This window comes from Hyphomicrobium sp. MC8b, assembly GCF_905067615.1.
In the GTDB taxonomy this organism is placed as follows: Bacteria; Pseudomonadota; Alphaproteobacteria; order Rhizobiales; family Hyphomicrobiaceae; genus Hyphomicrobium_B.
Window position 1 is genome coordinate 3958914 of record NZ_LR898465.1, and the last position, 17167, is coordinate 3976080.

General features: G+C 61.9%; 17 protein-coding genes. 4 read left to right on the forward strand and 13 right to left on the reverse strand.

Annotation, left to right across the window (positions count from 1 at the left end; genetic code table 11):
• Positions 1 to 45: 45 nt before the first annotated feature.
• Positions 46 to 708 carry a hypothetical protein gene (locus ACLB1Z_RS18945; RefSeq protein ID WP_409561228.1) on the reverse strand — a complete coding sequence of 221 codons (663 nt, stop codon included), beginning with the start codon at positions 706 to 708 and terminating at the stop codon, positions 46 to 48.
• A 172-nt stretch (positions 709 to 880) separates the two neighbouring features.
• Here ACLB1Z_RS18945 and ispH point away from each other — a divergent pair, with 172 nt between their 5' ends.
• Genes ispH through rnhA form a run of 3 tightly spaced genes read left to right on the forward strand, consistent with a single transcriptional unit; the run spans position 881 to position 3361 of the window.
• Entirely contained in the window at positions 881 to 1882 is a 1002-nt protein-coding gene (gene ispH, locus ACLB1Z_RS18950) for a 4-hydroxy-3-methylbut-2-enyl diphosphate reductase (RefSeq protein ID WP_409561229.1), read from the forward strand.
• A 22-nt stretch (positions 1883 to 1904) separates the two neighbouring features.
• Positions 1905 to 2876 (forward strand): homoserine kinase, encoded by a 972-nt coding sequence (locus tag ACLB1Z_RS18955; RefSeq protein ID WP_409561230.1) that lies wholly within the window; start codon positions 1905 to 1907, stop codon positions 2874 to 2876.
• Positions 2873 to 3361, forward strand: coding sequence for a ribonuclease HI (rnhA, locus tag ACLB1Z_RS18960; RefSeq protein ID WP_409561231.1), 489 nt, complete (start codon positions 2873 to 2875; stop codon positions 3359 to 3361). The genes ACLB1Z_RS18955 and rnhA overlap by 4 nt, the downstream gene beginning before the upstream one ends.
• On the opposite strand, the gene ACLB1Z_RS18965 is transcribed toward rnhA, so the two are convergent.
• Positions 3353 to 3850: a peroxiredoxin gene (locus ACLB1Z_RS18965; RefSeq protein WP_013949771.1), complete on the reverse strand. Its 498-nt coding sequence runs from the start codon at positions 3848 to 3850 to the stop codon at positions 3353 to 3355. The two genes, rnhA and ACLB1Z_RS18965, sit on opposite strands and share 9 nt — an antisense overlap.
• A 58-nt stretch (positions 3851 to 3908) precedes the next feature.
• The gene (locus ACLB1Z_RS18970; protein ID WP_409561232.1) at positions 3909 to 4736 is read right to left on the reverse strand and encodes a protein-disulfide reductase DsbD domain-containing protein; all 828 of its coding nucleotides are present in this window, start codon (positions 4734 to 4736) and stop codon (positions 3909 to 3911) included.
• Between the two features lie 176 nt (positions 4737 to 4912).
• Between ACLB1Z_RS18970 and ACLB1Z_RS18975 the strand changes: the two genes are divergently transcribed.
• The gene (locus ACLB1Z_RS18975; RefSeq protein ID WP_024276502.1) at positions 4913 to 5530 is read left to right on the forward strand and encodes a YqgE/AlgH family protein; all 618 of its coding nucleotides are present in this window, start codon (positions 4913 to 4915) and stop codon (positions 5528 to 5530) included.
• A gap of 62 nt (positions 5531 to 5592) precedes the next feature.
• Here ACLB1Z_RS18975 and ACLB1Z_RS18980 read toward each other — a convergent pair whose 3' ends face one another.
• From ACLB1Z_RS18980 to ACLB1Z_RS19025, 10 genes are all read right to left on the reverse strand, one after another.
• A complete protein-coding gene (locus tag ACLB1Z_RS18980) occupies positions 5593 to 9579 on the reverse strand; it encodes an EAL domain-containing protein (RefSeq protein ID WP_409561233.1) in 3987 nt (1328 codons plus the stop codon).
• Positions 9579 to 10187, reverse strand: coding sequence for a GNAT family N-acetyltransferase (locus ACLB1Z_RS18985; protein ID WP_013949775.1), 609 nt, complete (start codon positions 10185 to 10187; stop codon positions 9579 to 9581). Before ACLB1Z_RS18985 ends, ACLB1Z_RS18980 begins: the two co-directional genes overlap by 1 nt.
• Positions 10188 to 10193: 6 nt before the next feature.
• On the reverse strand, positions 10194 to 11495 hold the full coding sequence (locus ACLB1Z_RS18990) for a M16 family metallopeptidase (RefSeq protein ID WP_013949776.1): 1302 nt from the start codon (positions 11493 to 11495) through the stop codon (positions 10194 to 10196).
• Positions 11492 to 12907, reverse strand: coding sequence for a threonine synthase (gene thrC, locus ACLB1Z_RS18995; RefSeq protein WP_409561234.1), 1416 nt, complete (start codon positions 12905 to 12907; stop codon positions 11492 to 11494). The genes ACLB1Z_RS18990 and thrC overlap by 4 nt, the downstream gene beginning before the upstream one ends.
• A 97-nt stretch (positions 12908 to 13004) precedes the next feature.
• The gene (locus tag ACLB1Z_RS19000; protein WP_409561235.1) at positions 13005 to 13799 is read right to left on the reverse strand and encodes an SURF1 family protein; all 795 of its coding nucleotides are present in this window, start codon (positions 13797 to 13799) and stop codon (positions 13005 to 13007) included.
• 2 nt (positions 13800 to 13801) lie between these two features.
• Positions 13802 to 14284 carry a DUF983 domain-containing protein gene (locus tag ACLB1Z_RS19005; RefSeq protein ID WP_409561236.1) on the reverse strand — a complete coding sequence of 161 codons (483 nt, stop codon included), beginning with the start codon at positions 14282 to 14284 and terminating at the stop codon, positions 13802 to 13804.
• Between the two features lie 47 nt (positions 14285 to 14331).
• Entirely contained in the window at positions 14332 to 15270 is a 939-nt protein-coding gene (locus ACLB1Z_RS19010; RefSeq protein ID WP_409561237.1) for a cytochrome c oxidase subunit 3, read from the reverse strand.
• Positions 15271 to 15391: 121 nt separating this feature from the next.
• A complete protein-coding gene (locus ACLB1Z_RS19015; RefSeq protein WP_013949781.1) occupies positions 15392 to 16009 on the reverse strand; it encodes a cytochrome c oxidase assembly protein in 618 nt (205 codons plus the stop codon).
• Positions 16009 to 16188, reverse strand: a complete 180-nt coding sequence (locus ACLB1Z_RS19020; RefSeq protein ID WP_409561238.1) for a protein CoxF — start codon at positions 16186 to 16188, stop codon at positions 16009 to 16011. The genes ACLB1Z_RS19015 and ACLB1Z_RS19020 overlap by 1 nt, the downstream gene beginning before the upstream one ends.
• Positions 16189 to 16194: 6 nt before the next feature.
• Positions 16195 to 17118, reverse strand: a complete 924-nt coding sequence (locus ACLB1Z_RS19025; RefSeq protein ID WP_409561239.1) for a heme o synthase — start codon at positions 17116 to 17118, stop codon at positions 16195 to 16197.
• Between the last annotated feature and the right edge of the window lie 49 nt (positions 17119 to 17167).

Consider the following 17167-nt stretch of genomic DNA (forward strand, 5'->3'; position numbering starts at 1 on the left):
TTGTTGGCTTGAATTTCGGTTAGAGGAAAGCGGACAGCTGACGGATCAACCGGAGCTTGGCGCTCTGCCGTCGAAGCCGACGACGAGCTGATACTCGCCAGGCCGCGTGCCTTCAGCAATCGGGAACGTGACAGTGCGGACGGTCGAGAAATAGCTGATCGGCTTATCGAGGCCGACGTTGACATCAAGCTTCACGCTGTCGGTTGCAATGCGCGTGCGCTTGCCATCGTTGACGGACACCGTAATCGGCAAAGTGACGTTGCCAGGCTGGCCTTTGGGTCCCAGCAGCACACGGCCTGAGAAGCCATATTTCACAGTCACGCGGCCGGGCTCGACTTGGCACTCGCGCGCCGTCTTGGTGATTTCGCCGCGCTGTGCGACGGCCAGCGCATCGCCGACATGGCCGATTTCGTAGAAAGTGATGTAGTTGTCATGCGGCGCGATGACGAGACGCGGGCAACCGGCGTCAACATCGCCGACGAACGTGCTTCCTGTCGCGCTGGTGTCGTTGGATTTGGCCGCGTCGAGCAATTGGGCTTCGTTGACGGATGCGACTTGGGTATTTCCCGAAGAGCCGCCTCCGAACATTCCGCCGCCGAGGCCGGACGTCAGCGAGGACATGCCGCAGCCACCAAGCGCCGTAAGCGGCATAACAAGCGTCACCGCTGCCATTATTCGGGCGGTCGGTGCAAAGAAGCGACGCGTCAACGTCACATCCCGGTTAAAAGGATGCCGATAACCCCAGTTGCGCAACACTGTCCCCCGAGGTTCGGACCCCCGGCCCCTTGTATTGTCCGAAAAGCACCGTAGCATCCGACGCCACTGGTCCCCAAATGCATTTTCATGCATGCCGAACGAATATAGAGGACGTCTTTCTTCCATGTCCGGCCTTAACCAAAGTAATGCGACCGTGAAAAAGCCGCCCCTCAAGATCCTTCTCGCTGCGCCGCGCGGCTTCTGTGCCGGCGTTGATCGCGCAATTCAAATTGTAGAACAGGCTTTGACCAAATTTGGCGCCCCCGTCTACGTCCGTCATGAGATCGTACACAACCGTTATGTTGTTGATTCCCTGCGGGCGAAAGGCGCCGTTTTTGTGAAAGAGCTGGATGAGATTCCAGATACCGAACAGCCCGTGATCTTTTCAGCACACGGTGTGAGCAAGGCCATACCTGCTGCGGCACGCAGCCGTAACATGTTTGTCGTCGACGCGACGTGTCCGCTGGTTTCGAAAGTTCACATGGAAACGGCCCGCCACCACGAGCAAGGCCGCGAAATCATTCTCGTCGGACACGCTGGCCACCCGGAAGTGGTCGGCACGCTGGGGCAACTGCCGCAAGGCGCGATTACGCTCATCGAATCGGTCGACGACGCACAGGCGTTCACACCGAAAGATGCATCCAATCTGGCCTATGTCACACAAACGACGCTGTCGCTCGACGACACCGCTGAAATCGTCGCCGTGCTGAAGGAGCGTTTTCCCGGCATCGGCGGCCCGGTGAAGGAAGACATCTGCTACGCGACGACCAATCGTCAGAACGCTGTTAAAGCGCTCGCTCCGCAGATCGACGGACTGCTAGTGGTCGGCGGCCCGAAAAGCTCGAACTCGCTGCGTCTTGTCGAAGTTGCGTCGCGGGCCGGTTGCCGCTTCTCGTTCCTTGTCGAGCGGGCGGCCGACATTCCGTGGGACAAACTCGAAGGCGCAGAGACCGTGGGAATCACGGCAGGCGCATCGGCGCCGGAAGTCATCGTCGAAGAAGTGGTCGAAGCGTTCCGCGACCGCTATGATGTGACGATCGATATCGTCACGACACTCGAGGAGCGCGTGGTCTTCAATGTGCCGCGTGAGGTCCGGGTCGCTCGCGCTCCGGCCGAACAGCACTAGCTCCCATTCGGCGCACAGGAACATGGCGGTCTATACGGAAGTCAGCGACGACGAGCTTGCGCGCTTTATCGCCGGGTATGATCTCGGGAAGCTGCTTTCGTTCAAGGGCATCGCGGAAGGCGTCGAGAACACCAATTATCTGGTGCACACGACCGGCGGCACGTTCGTTCTGACGCTCTATGAAAAGCGCGTCGACGTCGCCGATCTGCCGTTCTTCCTCGGCCTGATGGAACATCTGTGCGCGCGCGGCGTCACGTGTCCGCTGCCGGTTCGAGATCGGAACGGCAACGTTCTCAACGAGCTTGCCGGACGCAATGCGGTGCTCATCACGTTTCTTAAGGGCGTGTGGCCGAAACGGCCGAGGGTTGAGCATTGTCTCGAGCTCGGCAAAGCACTGGCGCGCATGCACTTGGCGGGCGAGGACTTTCCCTTGCACCGCGCCAACGCTCTGGGGCTTGCGGGCTGGCGGCCTCTTTACGACAAATTTGCGGAGCGGACGGAAGAGATCTGTCCGGGCCTTGGAGCGCTGATCGCGACCGAGCTGCGGTTCCTTGAAGAGAAATGGCCGACGGATCTGCCGCATGGCGTCATTCATGCCGATCTCTTTCCCGACAACGTTTTCTTCCTCGACGACAAACTTTCCGGGATCATCGATTTCTATTTCGCGTGCGATGATGCGCTGGCTTACGACATCGCGGTCTGCCTCAACGCCTGGTGCTTCGACGCGGCATCCGCATTCGAACCGGCAAAAGGCGCAGCACTGCTGAAAGGCTATGACAGCGTTCGGCCGCTTACCGATCGCGAGCGAGACGCAATGCCGATCTTAGCGCGCGGCGCGGCGATGCGCTTTCTGCTGACGCGCAGCTATGATTGGCTCAACACGCCGAAAGACGCGCTCGTTGCGCGCAAGGATCCCGCGGACTATGTCCGGCGGCTCAAATTCCACCAATCGGTCGGAAGCATCGCGGACTACGCACCACAATTGATTTCATGACAGACGAACAACGACCGAAAGTTCAAATCTACAGCGACGGCGCCTGCTCGGGTAATCCCGGCCCCGGGGGCTGGGGCGCCATTCTCATTTCCGGCGCACACCGCAAAGAGATCAACGGCGGCGAAAAGCTGACGACGAACAATCGCATGGAGTTGAAGGGCGCGATCTCGGCGCTCGAAGCCCTCAAGCGAAAAAGCGATGTCGATCTCTGGACCGACAGCAACTACGTGCGCCAGGGCATCACGGCGTGGATTCACGGCTGGAAGAAGAACGGCTGGAAGACGGCCGACAAGAAGCCCGTCAAGAATGCCGAGCTGTGGCAGGAACTGGACGCGCTGCGCGCCAAGCATCACGTCACATGGCATTGGCTGAAGGGACACGCGGGGCATCCGGAAAACGAGCGCGCCGACGAATTGGCGCGCCTCGCAATGGCGCCGTTCAAACGCCGGGGAGCTGCGAAGCTCCCCGCCGACGATTTAGATTGAGCGGTCGATCATCGAGCAGAGCGTTGCGGCGCTCGATTTGTCAGCGATGGGCGGCGAGTCCTCGACGTTCAGGACTTTGACGACACCGTCATCGACCAGCATCGCGTAACGCTTCGAGCGCAGACCCAGGCCAAAGTTCGAGAGATCGATTTCGAGGCCGATGGCTTTAGCGAAATCGCCGGAACCGTCGGCAAGCATTTCGATCTTGCCGGTCGCGCCCATGTCCTTCGCCCAGTTCGTCAGGACGAACACGTCGTTCACGGCGGTGCAGGCGATCGTGTCGATGCCCTTAGCGTGTAACTCGTCGACTCGATCGACAAAGCCCGGCATGTGGCTCTTGCTGCACGTTGGCGTATAAGCGCCCGGCACCGCGAACATCGCGACTTTCTTGCCAGCGAAGATTTCGCCGACTGTTTTGGGCTGTGGACCGTCTGGCCCCATCACCGTGAATTTTCCGTCCGGCAGGCGATCACCGACCTTGAGCGTCATGGGCATGTCCTCTGCGTTTCAGGCCTCGTCGGCCGGTCCTCTATGTAGACCGGAAGCCTTACTTCTCAAGGACAATCGTCGTCTCGGACTGGCCTTTGGCGTCGATCATCGTGACCGTCAGCGGCTTGCCTTTGAGGTCCTTGATGTTGACGCCGTCGGTCAGATCGACCTCGAATACCGCCTTGCCGGATTGATCGGCCGAGCGTTTCGGCAACGGAACGTAAATTCCTCCCGGCCCTTCGACGAAGGCATCGGCAGTCTTGGGCTCGGAGCTGGCGATATCGAGAATAAGCTTCGGCTTGCCCGCGCTGTCATTCAGATGCCAGGACGCCAGGGTCGGGTCGATGCCCGATCGCGCCGCTTTGTCGGGCACACGCGCAAGACTTGCCGTCAGCTCTGCGGAGGTACCGACGTCCGGCGGAATGGTGAGTTGCAGCTCGGCTTCGGCGGGAATGCAAATGTCCTTGCAGATGCCGTACTGAACCTTGCCTTGGAGCGTGACGGGCTTGCTCGGGTCTTTCGGCGTCACTAGAACTGGGAACAACACGGCGTTCTTGTACCCGACGACGTCGCCGGCCTTGTCGTGAATGCGGTGCGGTGCCGGATAAAGGACCATCGCCGAGGCGAGATTATCGGAACCTGTCCAATCGAAATCGGGTGGCACGCCGCCCGCATCGCCCGGTGTGCGCCAATAGGTTTTCCAGCCCCCGGGCATTGAAACGTCGACGCCGGCATAGAGCGCCGTCTTGCCATCGCGGGAGGCGTGTCCGGCAATCAGGCGCGCCTGATTGTCCATGCCGCGAAACCAGTCGGAGGCAACTGGTCCGGCATCGCTCCATGCCGCCGTGCCGCTCAGTAGAAAGAATGCCAAAGCCAGTCTGATCACGCTCGCTCGCCTTCCAATGCTTAAATTCATTGTCATGTCGGCCCGGACCGGGCTCTCGTTCGACCCCTACGAGCCCTTATATGCGGCGGGATCGCCTCTCGTTACAGATCCAGATGCTGGTTTGCCGGACTTTAAAGATCTTCACGCCGCCGTTGTATGAGGTTAGTCTGGACAATATGAAGGTCAGCCGACAGTTGAGCCCAGATGACGGCTCAGAGATCAAGCTCGAAGGCCAGCTCCTCATCGCTATGCCGTCGATGACGGACAAGCGCTTCCAGCGCTCGGTCATTTACATGTGCGCGCATTCTGCCGAAGGCGCGATGGGGCTGATCATCAATCAACGCGCCAACCATATTACAGCGCCCGATCTTCTCGAACGGCTCGGTATTTCTCCGCGTGATCCTGACGACGAAATTACGAGCGAGGTGCTGTCGCTGCCGATTCAGGTCGGCGGACCAGTCGAGACGGGGCGCGGGTTCGTGCTGCACAGCTCCGACTATTTCTCCGAAGATTCGACGCTTGCGATCGAACAGGGGGTCTGCCTGACGGCAACCATCGACATTCTGAAGGCCATCGCGCAGGGACGCGGGCCGGAGCGGGCGTTGCTGGCACTCGGCTATGCGGGCTGGTCGCCAGGGCAGCTCGAAACGGAGCTGCAGGCGAACGGCTGGCTGCACTGCCCGGCCGATCCCGACATCATTTTCGATGATGACCTGGAGAGCAAATACTCGCGGGCGTTGGCCAAGATCGGGATTGATCTTTCACATCTCGTCAGCGACGCCGGACACGCTTAAGGGCGCGCTGGAGGGAGCGGCGTCGGCCGCGGTCTCTCTTCTCTCATGAGGCTACAGGGCGCCTAAACGCCGGCGGAGCCGACCTTTGACGGTTTCTTCGGCTCTCTAGACGCGCTGTCACTCGAGGCCGGACCGCCGGTGGTGTTGCCGTTGCCCGGCAGTGGGGCGCCGGCGAGACGGGCGAGGCTCTGAGCGATCGACGGCGGCAGCGTTGAGAAATCAGGCTGCGTCGACGACTGAGAGGGAAATCCCGAGCCGTTGCCATTGCCCGGAAGCGGCGGTGGCGCGGTGGGCGGGATGATGGTCGGCGTATCGCTGCGCAGCGACGCAGGGATAGGCGTTCCGGTTCGCGGCGACGGCGTTGGTGATGCCGCTTGAGACGGGGCGGAAGGTGCACCGGGAGGCGGCGGCGCCGGAGACGCGCTCGCGCGCGCAAGCGCCTCGGCGAGCGGCGAAACGATATTCTTGCTGCGCTCGTCCTGCTGCGTGCGATCCGGCGCCTGCCGGGATGGCGGCGAGACCGTCGTCGGTACGCCATTGGCGTGTGGTGGCGCGGGCATATGGGGGGCTTGCCGGTTCGACGTCTGGGGCGACATCGAAGGCGGCGGCATGGTTTGTGGCGACGGCGCCAGCGGCCCGCCAGGACCCGACGGACCGGCGTCGGCCAGTCTCGGCGCTGCCGTTCGCGTCTGGGGCGACTGCGTGATCGGACCGGCGCCGTGGTTGCCGTTGCGATTGCTCAAGGGGTTGGGAGGAACCGGAGCCAACGCCGAGAGCGTCGGCGGAGCCGTAGCCGGGTCGGGATTGCGCGAAGGCGTATCGGCGGGCTTTGCCGAACCGTTCAAAGCACCGTTGAGAGCAGCGACGGTCGCCGGGGCGATGCCGTTGACGCCATTCGGCTTGGCGGCAGCGGGAGCGGCCGGTTTCTGACGCTGCCGGACGACCGATCCGGACGGCAAAGCCGCCGGTTTCGTCGCAGGCGAGCCGGCCGTCGGCTGGACGGCGGCGGGACTGGCTGTCTTGGGATCTTGCGGCGGCGCTTTGGCCGATGCCGTAATGAGCTTTCCAGACTTCTTCGTCACCTCTTTGCCGGGCGTTTTCGCCTTTGGCCGGAAGAACCCGCGCGGCTGCAGCTTGCGCTCCGAACGCCGGACCATTTTCAAGAGCTGCGAGACGGCGCGCTCCGGGATCGGCTCGCCGAAGTGATAGCCCTGTGCGTATTCGCAACCGATCGAGCGCAGGAATGCGGCCTCGTCGGCCCGTTCGATGCCTTCTGCCGCGATGGTCATCGAGAGCTCGTGCGCGAGCGCCACCATCGACCTCATGATCGCGGCACCGTCTCCAGTGCCGCTGCCGCGGACTAGCGTGCTGTTGATCTTGATCGTATCGAAGGGGAAACGATGCAGATAGGCGAGCGATGAGAAGCCGTTGCCAAAGTCATCGAGCGTCAGCTCGACGCCCGAGCCGCTGAGCATCTTCAAAACTTCGACCGCCTGCTCTGGGTTGTCCATGAGCAGGCTCTCGGAGATTTCGAGCCGCATGGTGCCGGCAGGCGCAATATTGCGGCCGAGCACATGGCGGACTTCCTGAACCGACTCCGGACGGAAGAACTGACGGCCGGAGACATTCACCGAAACGAAGATCGGCCGCTCCGAGCGTGGCAGCTCAAGCACCCAGCGTGCAACGTCGCGCGAGGCGCGCAGGAGCAGGTGCGAGCAAAGCTTGATCAGGATCTCGCTGTCGCCAGCATCAGCCAACTGCGCCATCGGGTTGACGAGACCGAGGTTGGGATGCTCCCAGCGCAACTGGGCTTCGAAGCCGGCCAGCTCTTTGGTCGGCAGATAAACGATGGGCTGATAGAGAACCTTGAGATGGTTCTTCTCGATGGCCCGCGCCAGATCGGCTTCGATCTGAGCGTCAGAATCGCGGTCGCGGCGCATCGACGGCTCGAAGACCTCGATACGGTCCGGGCCGCCGCGCTTGGCGCGATACATTGCCAGTTCGGCATCCTTCAGGAGATCGCCGTCGGCGCCTTGCGTTCCATCCCACAGCGCGACACCCATCGATCCCGTCAAGATCACTTCCTGGTTCGCAAGTGGTATCGGGGCGCGCAAGGAGCGGCGAATGCGTTCAGCGAGCGCTGGCAGATTGCGCGCTTCCCGCTCACCGATGAAGAGCAATGCGAACTGATCGCCGCCAACGCGAGCAACCGTATCCTGCGGCCCAAGATGGCGTTGCAGGCGGCGCGCGACCGTCAGCAGTAAGCTGTCGCCGCGAACGAGGCCGAACGAAGCGTTCACGCTCTTGAACTTGTCGAGGTCGATGAAGATCACCGACGGTTTGACGGTGTTGTCAGTCTTGGCGCGTACGATGACTGACTTCAGCCGGTCGATGAACAGTTCGCGGTTGGGCAGGCCTGTCAGGCTGCAATGCACCGCGTCGTGCAATAAGCGTTCGTGCGCGCGCTTGCTGTCGGAGACATCGCGGATCAGGCCGACGCAGCGCAGGGTACGGCCGTCGGCATTGGGAACGCTGGCGGCTTCAAGCTCGAACCAGCGCCAACTGTTGTCGGCGTGGCGAAGACGGAAATCGCTCTTGATGCGAATGCCGGAGCGTTCCTGTGCCGACATCAACGTGACGCGGAAACGCTCTTTATCGGTCGGATGGACGTGTTTGAGGAAATCGTCGACTTTCGACGTCAATTCGCCCGGCATGAGAGACAAGGCGATCTCAACCTCCGGCCCGACCTTGATCTCGTCGCGGCGGATATTCCATTCCCAGATGGTCGATCCGGATGCAGCCAGCGCCAGCGACCGACCCTGCAGCTCGGTGGGAGCGCCGGTGTAAATGGCATCCGACGAGCGGAACGCAAATTGCGTGACCGTAAAGCCCATCAGAATGACGACCAGTACGAGGCCGGCGACGAGACTGGAGACGACCACGTCGCCGGACATGCGGCCGGTAAGCGTCATGCCAGTCGCGAAAATCCAGACCAGGAACAGAACCCAGGTCGGCACGAGCGACAGGGCGCGATCCTGTCCCTTGAAAGCCAGGAAGAGCGTAAAGAGCGCGCCAATACTACCGATGGCTAGGAACGATAATCGGGCAAACGTCGCCGCCAGCCGCGGATCGATGACGGCGACGGCGATCAACGTCAGCTGCGCGACGATCCAGACGCCGATCATCATGCGCACGATGCCGTGCCAGAGCCCCAAGCGCAGGAACGTCGAGAAGAACATCACGAAGCTCGCCGCCATCGCCGCTTCGCCAGCGGCTCGATAGACGGCGTTGTCTTCCGGTCTCAAATTGAAGAGCTTATGGAAGAAGCCGAAATCGACACACAGATAGTTGAGGACCGTCCACGCGACCAAGGCCGCGGCGGGAAAGATCAGCTTATGGTTGGCGGCGAAGATCGACGTCAGGAAGATCGCGAGCAGGCCCGTCAGGCCGAGCATCGCACCATTAAATAGCTGGCGGTCGCGGGTTTTGATTTCGTAGTCGATCGGCTGCCAGAGATACATGCGGGCGTAGCGATCACCCGCAAGCTCAGCGACGTAGGTGATCGTCTGCCCCGGTTCGAGCGTGATGCGGAAAACGTCCGCCTTATCACTCTTGATGCGTTCGGGCACGAAACCGACCGACGGCGTAACGCTCTCGATGCGGCGGGCGTCGAGGTCGGGCCAGACGGCGCCGGAGCCCACAACGTTGTAGCGGTCGGCTGTCAACAGGCGTTCAAGGGATTTGTCGGTCTTGTTCGTCAACGCGAAGACGACCCAGTTCGGACTGGTGCCCGGAACGGAGGCGCGAACGGTCATGCGGCCGGAAACGCCGTCGGGACCGGCGGCCGTCTCGACCTGCAGGCTGTCGCCGCGGCCTTCGTAGGCTTCTCCGAGGGTCGTGATCTCGATCCGGTCCTGGTCGCCTTCGACGGGAATGGGGGTTAGCGCTTCGGCTCGTCCGACGAGCGTAACGAGGCACGTGACAACGAGGCCCAGCAACGCCAGCCAGGACCGTGCCCGTTTCCCTCCGTCAACCCCCCAGACTGCCATTACCCCCCCAGTTCCGAAGTGCCTGACGATGGCCCCTCAGCCAGACGCGCGTAAAGCAGATGGTCTTCCCATCGGCCATTAATCTTCAGGTATCCGCGCGCCAACCCTTCGCGCTGAAAACCGACGGATTCAAGGACGCGCATCGAAGCAAAGTTTTTCAACATCGTCGCCGCCTCGATGCGGTGGAGCCGCAAGGCGTTGAAGGCCATCGGCAGCAGCATAGCGACAGCTTCCCGCATGTGGCCGCGACCGGCGAACGGCGCGCCCATCCAATAGCCGAGCGATGCCGTCTGCGCCGACCCGCGGCGGACGTTGGAAAGCGTGACGCCGCCGAGCAGCGTGCCCGTCGTGTTCTCGAAGATGAAGTAGGGATAGGAGACGTCGTTGTGGATGTCCTTGGCGTAAGCGCGAAGGCGGCGCCGATACATGGCGCGGGACAGATCGTCCGGCGACCACGTCGGCTCCCACGGCGTCAGGTGCGCCCGGCTGGCGGACCGGAGTTCGGCCCAGGCCGTATAGTCGGCAGGCGCCGGCTGACGCAACGTCAGGGCGCGGCCGTGGACGACCTCGAAATCTTCATCGGGACGTATCGAACGAAGGAATGCCACGCCCTGTCACCTCGCGACCTTGCCAACCGCAGCCGGAACATGGCGCGATGTGAACTGCGCCGCAATGCGCGAAGCTTGTCCCGACGATTTCCGGCCAGACCCGATGACGGCGACAGACGGCGCTTCCTCGGTCAACGTTTGGGCAAAAGCCTTGATCCGAGCGTGGTCAACAGCGTCGACGTGCTCGATCAGCTCGGTAACCGGGATGAGGCGCCCTTGGGTCAGAAGCTGACGCGCCATCTGCTCGGCGTTGACCGCCGAACTTTCAAGCGCCATCAGCAGACCCGCCTTGAGCTGCGCTTTCGAGCGCTGCAATTCGGCTTCCGTCGGGCCGGTGTCGGCAATTTCCGCAAGCTGCGCTGCGACGACGTCGGCGAGTTCGCCAACCATCTCCGGGGAAGTCGCGGCATGCACAGACAGCATTCCAGTGTCCCTAAGTCCCCAAACCGAGGAGTCGATCGAGTAGCACAAGCCTCGATCCTCCCTGATTTCCTGAAACAAACGCGACGACATTCCGCCGCCGAACAACCCCGAAAACACCTGCGCGGTGTAGAACCCCGGCTCCAAATACGATGGGGACGGCAATCCGATCAAAACGTGGCTTTGCTCGAACGGCTTGCTCGACGCAGCGAAGCCGCCCCTGTAGAGCGCAAGCGATTCAGTTCCCTGTTGCCGGGAAGTGAGCCCCCCGAATAGGGCCTCAACGTGGCGAACGATGGTTTCGTGGTGTACAGCCCCCGCGGCCGAAACGACAATCGCCTCAGGCAGATAGTGCTCATCGAGGTAGGATTTGAAATCGGTGGCCTGAAAGCTGCCGACACTTGCCTTGGTGCCGAGGATGGGACGGCCGATCGATTGGCCCGGAAAGGCAACGCCCTGCATCAGGTCGAAGGCCATGTCGTCGGGGTTGTCATCGGAGGCGGCGATCTCCTGCTGGATGACGACGCGCTCGCGGTCGATGTCCTCGTCGGCAAATTTCGAATTGAGCAGAATGTCGGCGATGACATCGAGCGCGATCTTGTCGTCGCCCTTCAGGACGCGGGCGAAATAGGCGGTCGTATCAAGGCCGGTCGAGGCATTGAGGTCGCCGCCGATGCCTTCGATTTCGTCCGCGATCTGACGGGCAGAGCGCGTCTTCGTGCCCTTGAAGGCCATATGCTCCAGGAAGTGAGCGAGGCCATGCTGATCTTCACGCTCATGCCGCGCGCCGACGGCGACCCAGACGCCGAGCGACACTGTCTCAAGGCCGGGCATATGTTGCGTAACGACGCGCAGTCCGTTCGGCAGCGTCGAGATTGCAATCGTCATCGCGATACCCCCGGCGCAGCGCGGCTGTGGTTCAGAACGAACTCTTCGACCGCCGCGAGGCTGTTCGGCAAGACTTCGAAATGTTCTTCGTCGGTCATCAAATGCTCAAAGCCGGGCGGCAGCGGCGGCCGCTTGCCGGTGATCCGTTCGATGGCGTCGGGAAATTTGGCGGGGTGCGCCGTCGAGAGAACGACTGTGTCGCCCGCGCTCGTGCGTTCGGCGGCAACGAAGGCGCAGGCGGTATGGGGATCGAGCAGATAGCCGTAGCGCGTTTCCGTCTCGCGGATGCAATCGGCCACGTCCTGCTCAGTCGCGGAGACGGCGGCGAAATCAGCCTGCAAAATTGGGGCGACGCGCCCCAGCTCGAAAGAGCCTTTGGCGGCCAAAGAGGTCATCAGGCTGCGGACCAAGTCGGCATCGCGACCTGAGGCTTCGAACAGATAGCGTTCGAAATTCGAGGAAATCTGAATGTCCATCGACGGCGAGGACGTCGCGATGACGTCGCGCATGGCATAGACGCCCGTAGCGACGGCGCGCGGCAGGATATCGTTTTCGTTCGAGGCAATGATGAGCTTTTCTATTGGCAGGCCCATGCGCTTGGCGACGTAGCCAGCAAAGATATCGCCGAAGTTTCCGGTCGGCACCGCGAACGACAGCGCGCCGTTCGAACTGCCGCCAAGGCGCGAAGCGGCATAAAAGTAATACGTCACCTGCGCGACGATGCGTGCCCAATTTATCGAGTTGACGCCCGACAGCTCGACGCGATCGCGGAAGGCGTGATCGTTGAACATCGCTTTGACGAGCGCCTGGCAGTCGTCGAACGTGCCGCGGATGGCGAGCGCGTGGACGTTTGTCTCTGACGGCGTCGTCATCATCCGGCGCTGGACGTCGGAGACACGACCTTCGGGAAACAGGATGACGACGTCAACGCGCTTCGAGCTTCTGAAGGCTTCAATCGCGGCGCCGCCGGTATCGCCGGACGTCGCGCCGACGATCGTCGCGCGGCGGCTGCGCTTCGCCAGCACGTGATCCATCAGGCGCGCGAGCAACTGCATCGCGACGTCCTTGAAGGCGAGCGTCGGGCCGTGAAACAGTTCGAGGATCGTCAAGCCGGGCTTCACGGCATGCAGCGGCGTGACTTCATCGCTCGCGAATGTGGCGTAAGCCTCGCTCGCCATGCGAAAGAGGTCGTCGCGGGAGATCTCATCGCCGGTGAACGGATGAATGACCTCGACCGCGATTTCGGCGAAGGATTTTCCGGCGAAAGACTTTATCGTTTCCGAAGAAAGGACCGGCCAGATTTCCGGCACGTAAAGGCCGCCATCGCGAGCGAGTCCCGCGAGGACGACATCCTCAAATCCCAGTTTTTCGACTTCGCCGCGCGTTGAAATGTAGTTCAAATTATCTCTCATTCTGCGGTGGATCGGACGAACGTCGCCCGGCCGGCAAGCCTAATTCGACAGCCTCGGTCGAACAACTTATTCGCCCGCTGTCCGGCTGCACCGCGACTTACTCTTTCTTAGATTGCAGTCCATCATCTTCCACAGCCGCAAGTCGCTGTCGAGCAAAGACCGCAAACACGGCGATAAGCGTCAGCGCCAGCCCGTACCACGTTACGACGTACTGGAGATGATTGTTGGGCAGATTGATCTCGGTCGTGCCACCTCGCGGCCATCCGCCCGGATTGGGGGGCGCGGCGTCGGCATCCAGGGAAAACGGAGCGTAGGCCTGACGCTTCTCGGCGTTGAACTGGAGCGCGGTCGGGGGGCCTTCCGGCCCCCACTGCATGCCCTCCAGGTCCGGCCAATACCAGCGGTTGCCGGCATAGTCGTTGTCGGGCGCAAACCAGGGTTTCGGTTGCGCCAGACGAACGAGGCCGGTGACGGTCATGGGTCCGGCCACTTGGCCCTCGGCGCGCTTCGAGGGATCCTTCAGCATCTCGGGCACCCAGCCGCGATTCACGAAGAGCGGCGGCAGTCCGCCGTCAGGAATAAGCAGCGTGTAGACGTCCCAGCCCTGCGACTGATCGGTCGGGTGATAGAGGTGGCGCTCGCGGCTGTAATCGAAGCGGCCAGTGACGCGCATGTGCATGTATTCGACGTCACCCGTTTTCACGTATTCGGCGAGGACGGCTGGATAGGAGATGGGCTCCGCCGTCCGGCGCGTCTCGATGCGTGAGATCAGCGCCTCTTTCCAGGCCTTTCGGTGCCATTGCCAGTTGCCCAGCCCGATGAGGACCGGCAGCAGGGCAAGCGTCAAAAGTCCCGGGACGATGAGGCCGGCGGCGCGCCAGCGCGCAAACATGCTCATCCCTCCTCGGAGAGACGGCCTTCTTCGGCCTTGTTCTTGAACTGCAAGGCGATCAACAGCGCCTTGAGGAAACGAAGCAGCAAAACGCCGAGCAGCGGCGTCAGAATTCCCCATAGGAGGACATGGACCCACCAGGGCACGCCAAACTTGAACTCGGCGATGAGGGCGCCGCCGATGCAGAGAAAGCCGAGGATGAAGATTGCGAAAACGGCAGGCCCGTCACCCGTATCGACGAACTTGTAGTCGAGGCCGCAGGCATCGCACTTGTCGCGCATGTTCAGGACATTCACGAAAAGCTTGCCGTTGCCACAGCGGGGACAACGGCAGGTGAGGGCCGTGCCCAAGGGCGAAACGGATTGAGTGTGGCTCTGCACGACCATCTCGATTTCTGCGTCGTCGCGTTTGTCGCGACGCTGCGTATCTGGTGCGACATTCAACTGCGAAGAGCGCCGCGCTTCAAACGACAAAAGGCGGCACATTAGCCGCCTTCTGCCTTTGGATCTCATTTCTCGACGCCACCGGCCGTTTATTCGGCGCCCGGAACGATCGGACCGGCGCCCCAAACGTAGATGCAGGCAAACAGGAACAGCCAGACGACGTCAACGAAGTGCCAGTACCAAGCAGCCGCCTCGAAGCCGAAGTGCTGTTGCGGCGTGAAAGCGCCCCGCAGCGCGCGGATGAGGCACACGAGCAGGAAGATCGTGCCGATGATCACGTGCGCACCGTGGAAGCCGGTCGCCATGAAGAACGTCGCGCCATAGGAATGGCCCGGGAAGCTGAAGCCCGCATGGCTGTATTCCAGCGCCTGGCAGGCCGTGAACGTCATGCCGAGGATGACGGTCAGCACGAGGCCGATCACGAGGCCGCGACGGTCGTTCTTCAAAAGCGCGTGGTGCGCCCACGTGACCGTGCAGCCCGACGTCAGCAGGATGAGCGTGTTGACGAGCGGCAGCCCCCACGGGTTGAACGTGTGCTTGAAGTAACCGGGGATCGTAGCGTCGGTAGCCGCGACCGGCACCGGCGGCCACTTACCGCCGAAGACTTGGTCGCGCGTGGTGGTGCCGACGACGGAGGCGGCATTGTTCATCAGGTCGTGTACGCCGGCCGGGAAGAAAGCGAAATCGAAGTAAGCCCAGAACCAAGCGACGAAGAACATCACTTCCGAGGCAATGAACAGGATCATGCCGTAACGGAGGTGAAGCTGGACGACGGGCGTCTGATAACCCTGGTTGGCTTCGCGGATGACGTCGATCCACCAGGCCCACGCCGAGGCGACCACCGCGGTCATGCCGATGGCGAAGAGCCAGGGCCCCTTCATGCCGAGGACGCCAAGACCGTCGACATGCGTGCGCATCCAGACGATGGCGCCGAGGGCCATGATGAGCGCCGACACCGACGAGGCGAGCGGCCAGGGGCTCGGATTTACAAGATGGTAGTCATGGTGCTTCGCGTGCGTGTCCGCCATTTCCGTCTCCGTCCCCTTCAGGCTTATGCCCGTTCTTGCTTGAACCTATGCGCGGCACCGCAGTGTTCGTCTCTGTCTGCCGAGCTTTCAGTTCGTTTTCTCAACCTTCTTCTTGCTGACCTCAGCCCCCGTTCTTCTGAGCCGGCGAAGCATCGGCGGTCGCAGCCGGATGATCGACAGGATAGAAGACGTAGGAAAGCGTGACTTCCGACTGCACTGCCGCATCCCGATCCTCGACGATCTTCGGATCGATGAAGAACGTGACCGGCATCTCGACCGTCTGATGCGGCTGGAGCGTTTGCTGGGTGAAGCAGAAGCATTGGATCTTGTTGAAGTACAAGCCGAAGATCTCCGGCGTCACGTTGTAGATGGCCTGACCCGTGACCGGCTTGTCCGAATTGTTGGTGGCGCGGAAGAACGCGAGACCGGTTTCGCCGATCTTGACGTCCATCTTGCTAATCTCCGGCTCGAACTTCCACGGCAGGCCCGGAGCGGTGCTGGAGTCGAAGCGCACGGTTATGGTGCGATCGAGCACCTTGTTCGTATTCGCCTTCACGCGCTGCGTCGTGCCGTTATAGCCGGTCGCCTTGCAGAACATCGTGTAAAGCGTCGGCGACATGGCGGTGATCGAACCCATGACGCCGAGGGCGCCGAGGCAAATCATGACGGCTCGCCGGTTGTTGCGAGAGGATTTCGCCGGCTTGTCCTTGTCGATCTCCACAGCGCGATCCTTTTCCATCAGCCGATGCCGTTGATCACGTTGCCGCCGAGGCGAACGAACGTGGCGATGTAAAACGCCAGGACCATAAAGCCGAGCGCAAGCCCGATGGCGATCGACCGGCGGCGACGGATCTTCTCGCTGCGCGAGTCCAGACGCTCAGCGGCTTTCGGTTCGGGAGCTTTAGGTTCTTCCGTCACGCCGCCTCACGCAAAAATGCGGCTGAAGACGGCTTCACCAAGAAGCACGGCAAACAGCACGTAGAGATAAAGGATCGAGAACCAGAAGAGCTGCCGCGCGGCGGTGTCAGCCTCGCGCCCTTCGGTCGTGGAATAGACGCGCACGGCAAGCGCCAGGAACACCGCGCCAAGCACGGAAGCGCTGACGAGGTACGCGATGCCGCCGAGGCCGACGAAATACGGCACGACGGCCAACGGCACGAGCAGCACGGAATAAAAGAGGATCTGGCGGCGCGTCTCTTTCAGACCGGCCACGACCGGCAGCATCGGCACGCCGACGCGCTCATAATCACGGCATCGATAGAGCGAGAGCGCCCAGAAGTGGGGCGGCGTCCACATGAAGATGATGAGGAACAGCAAGAGGCTGTCAAAGCTGATGCCGCCCGTCACGGCCGCCCAGCCGATCATGGGTGGGAAGGCTCCAGCGGCGCCGCCGATGACGATGTTGTAGGGCGTCCGGCGCTTCAGCCACATCGTGTAGACGAAGAGGTAGAAGGCGATGGTGATTGCGAGCAGCGCTCCGGCCGTCCAGTTGACGAGAACGCCGAGCGTCAGAACGGAGCAGACGGCGAGCACGCCACCGAAGCTCAGGGCTTCGTCGGCGGTGACGCGGCCGCGCGGCAGTGGCCGGGCCGCGGTACGCGCCATCCGGGCGTCGATGTCTGCGTCGTACCACATGTTGAGAGCGCCCGATGCGCCAGCGCCGATAGCGATGGTGATAATCGCGATGACGCCGAGAATCGGGTTGATCGGGCCGGGAGCGGCCAGCATCGCGGCGAGCGCAGTGAAGACGACCAGCGCCATCACGCGCGGCTTCATCAGCTGAATGAAATCGCCGACACTTGGCTCAAGTATCAGTTCGCCGTCGCTGATTTCACTTTGAATGCTCATAAGCCGAAGCGCCGTCCTGGAAGTTATTTGTTTTTATTTGTAGGTGGCT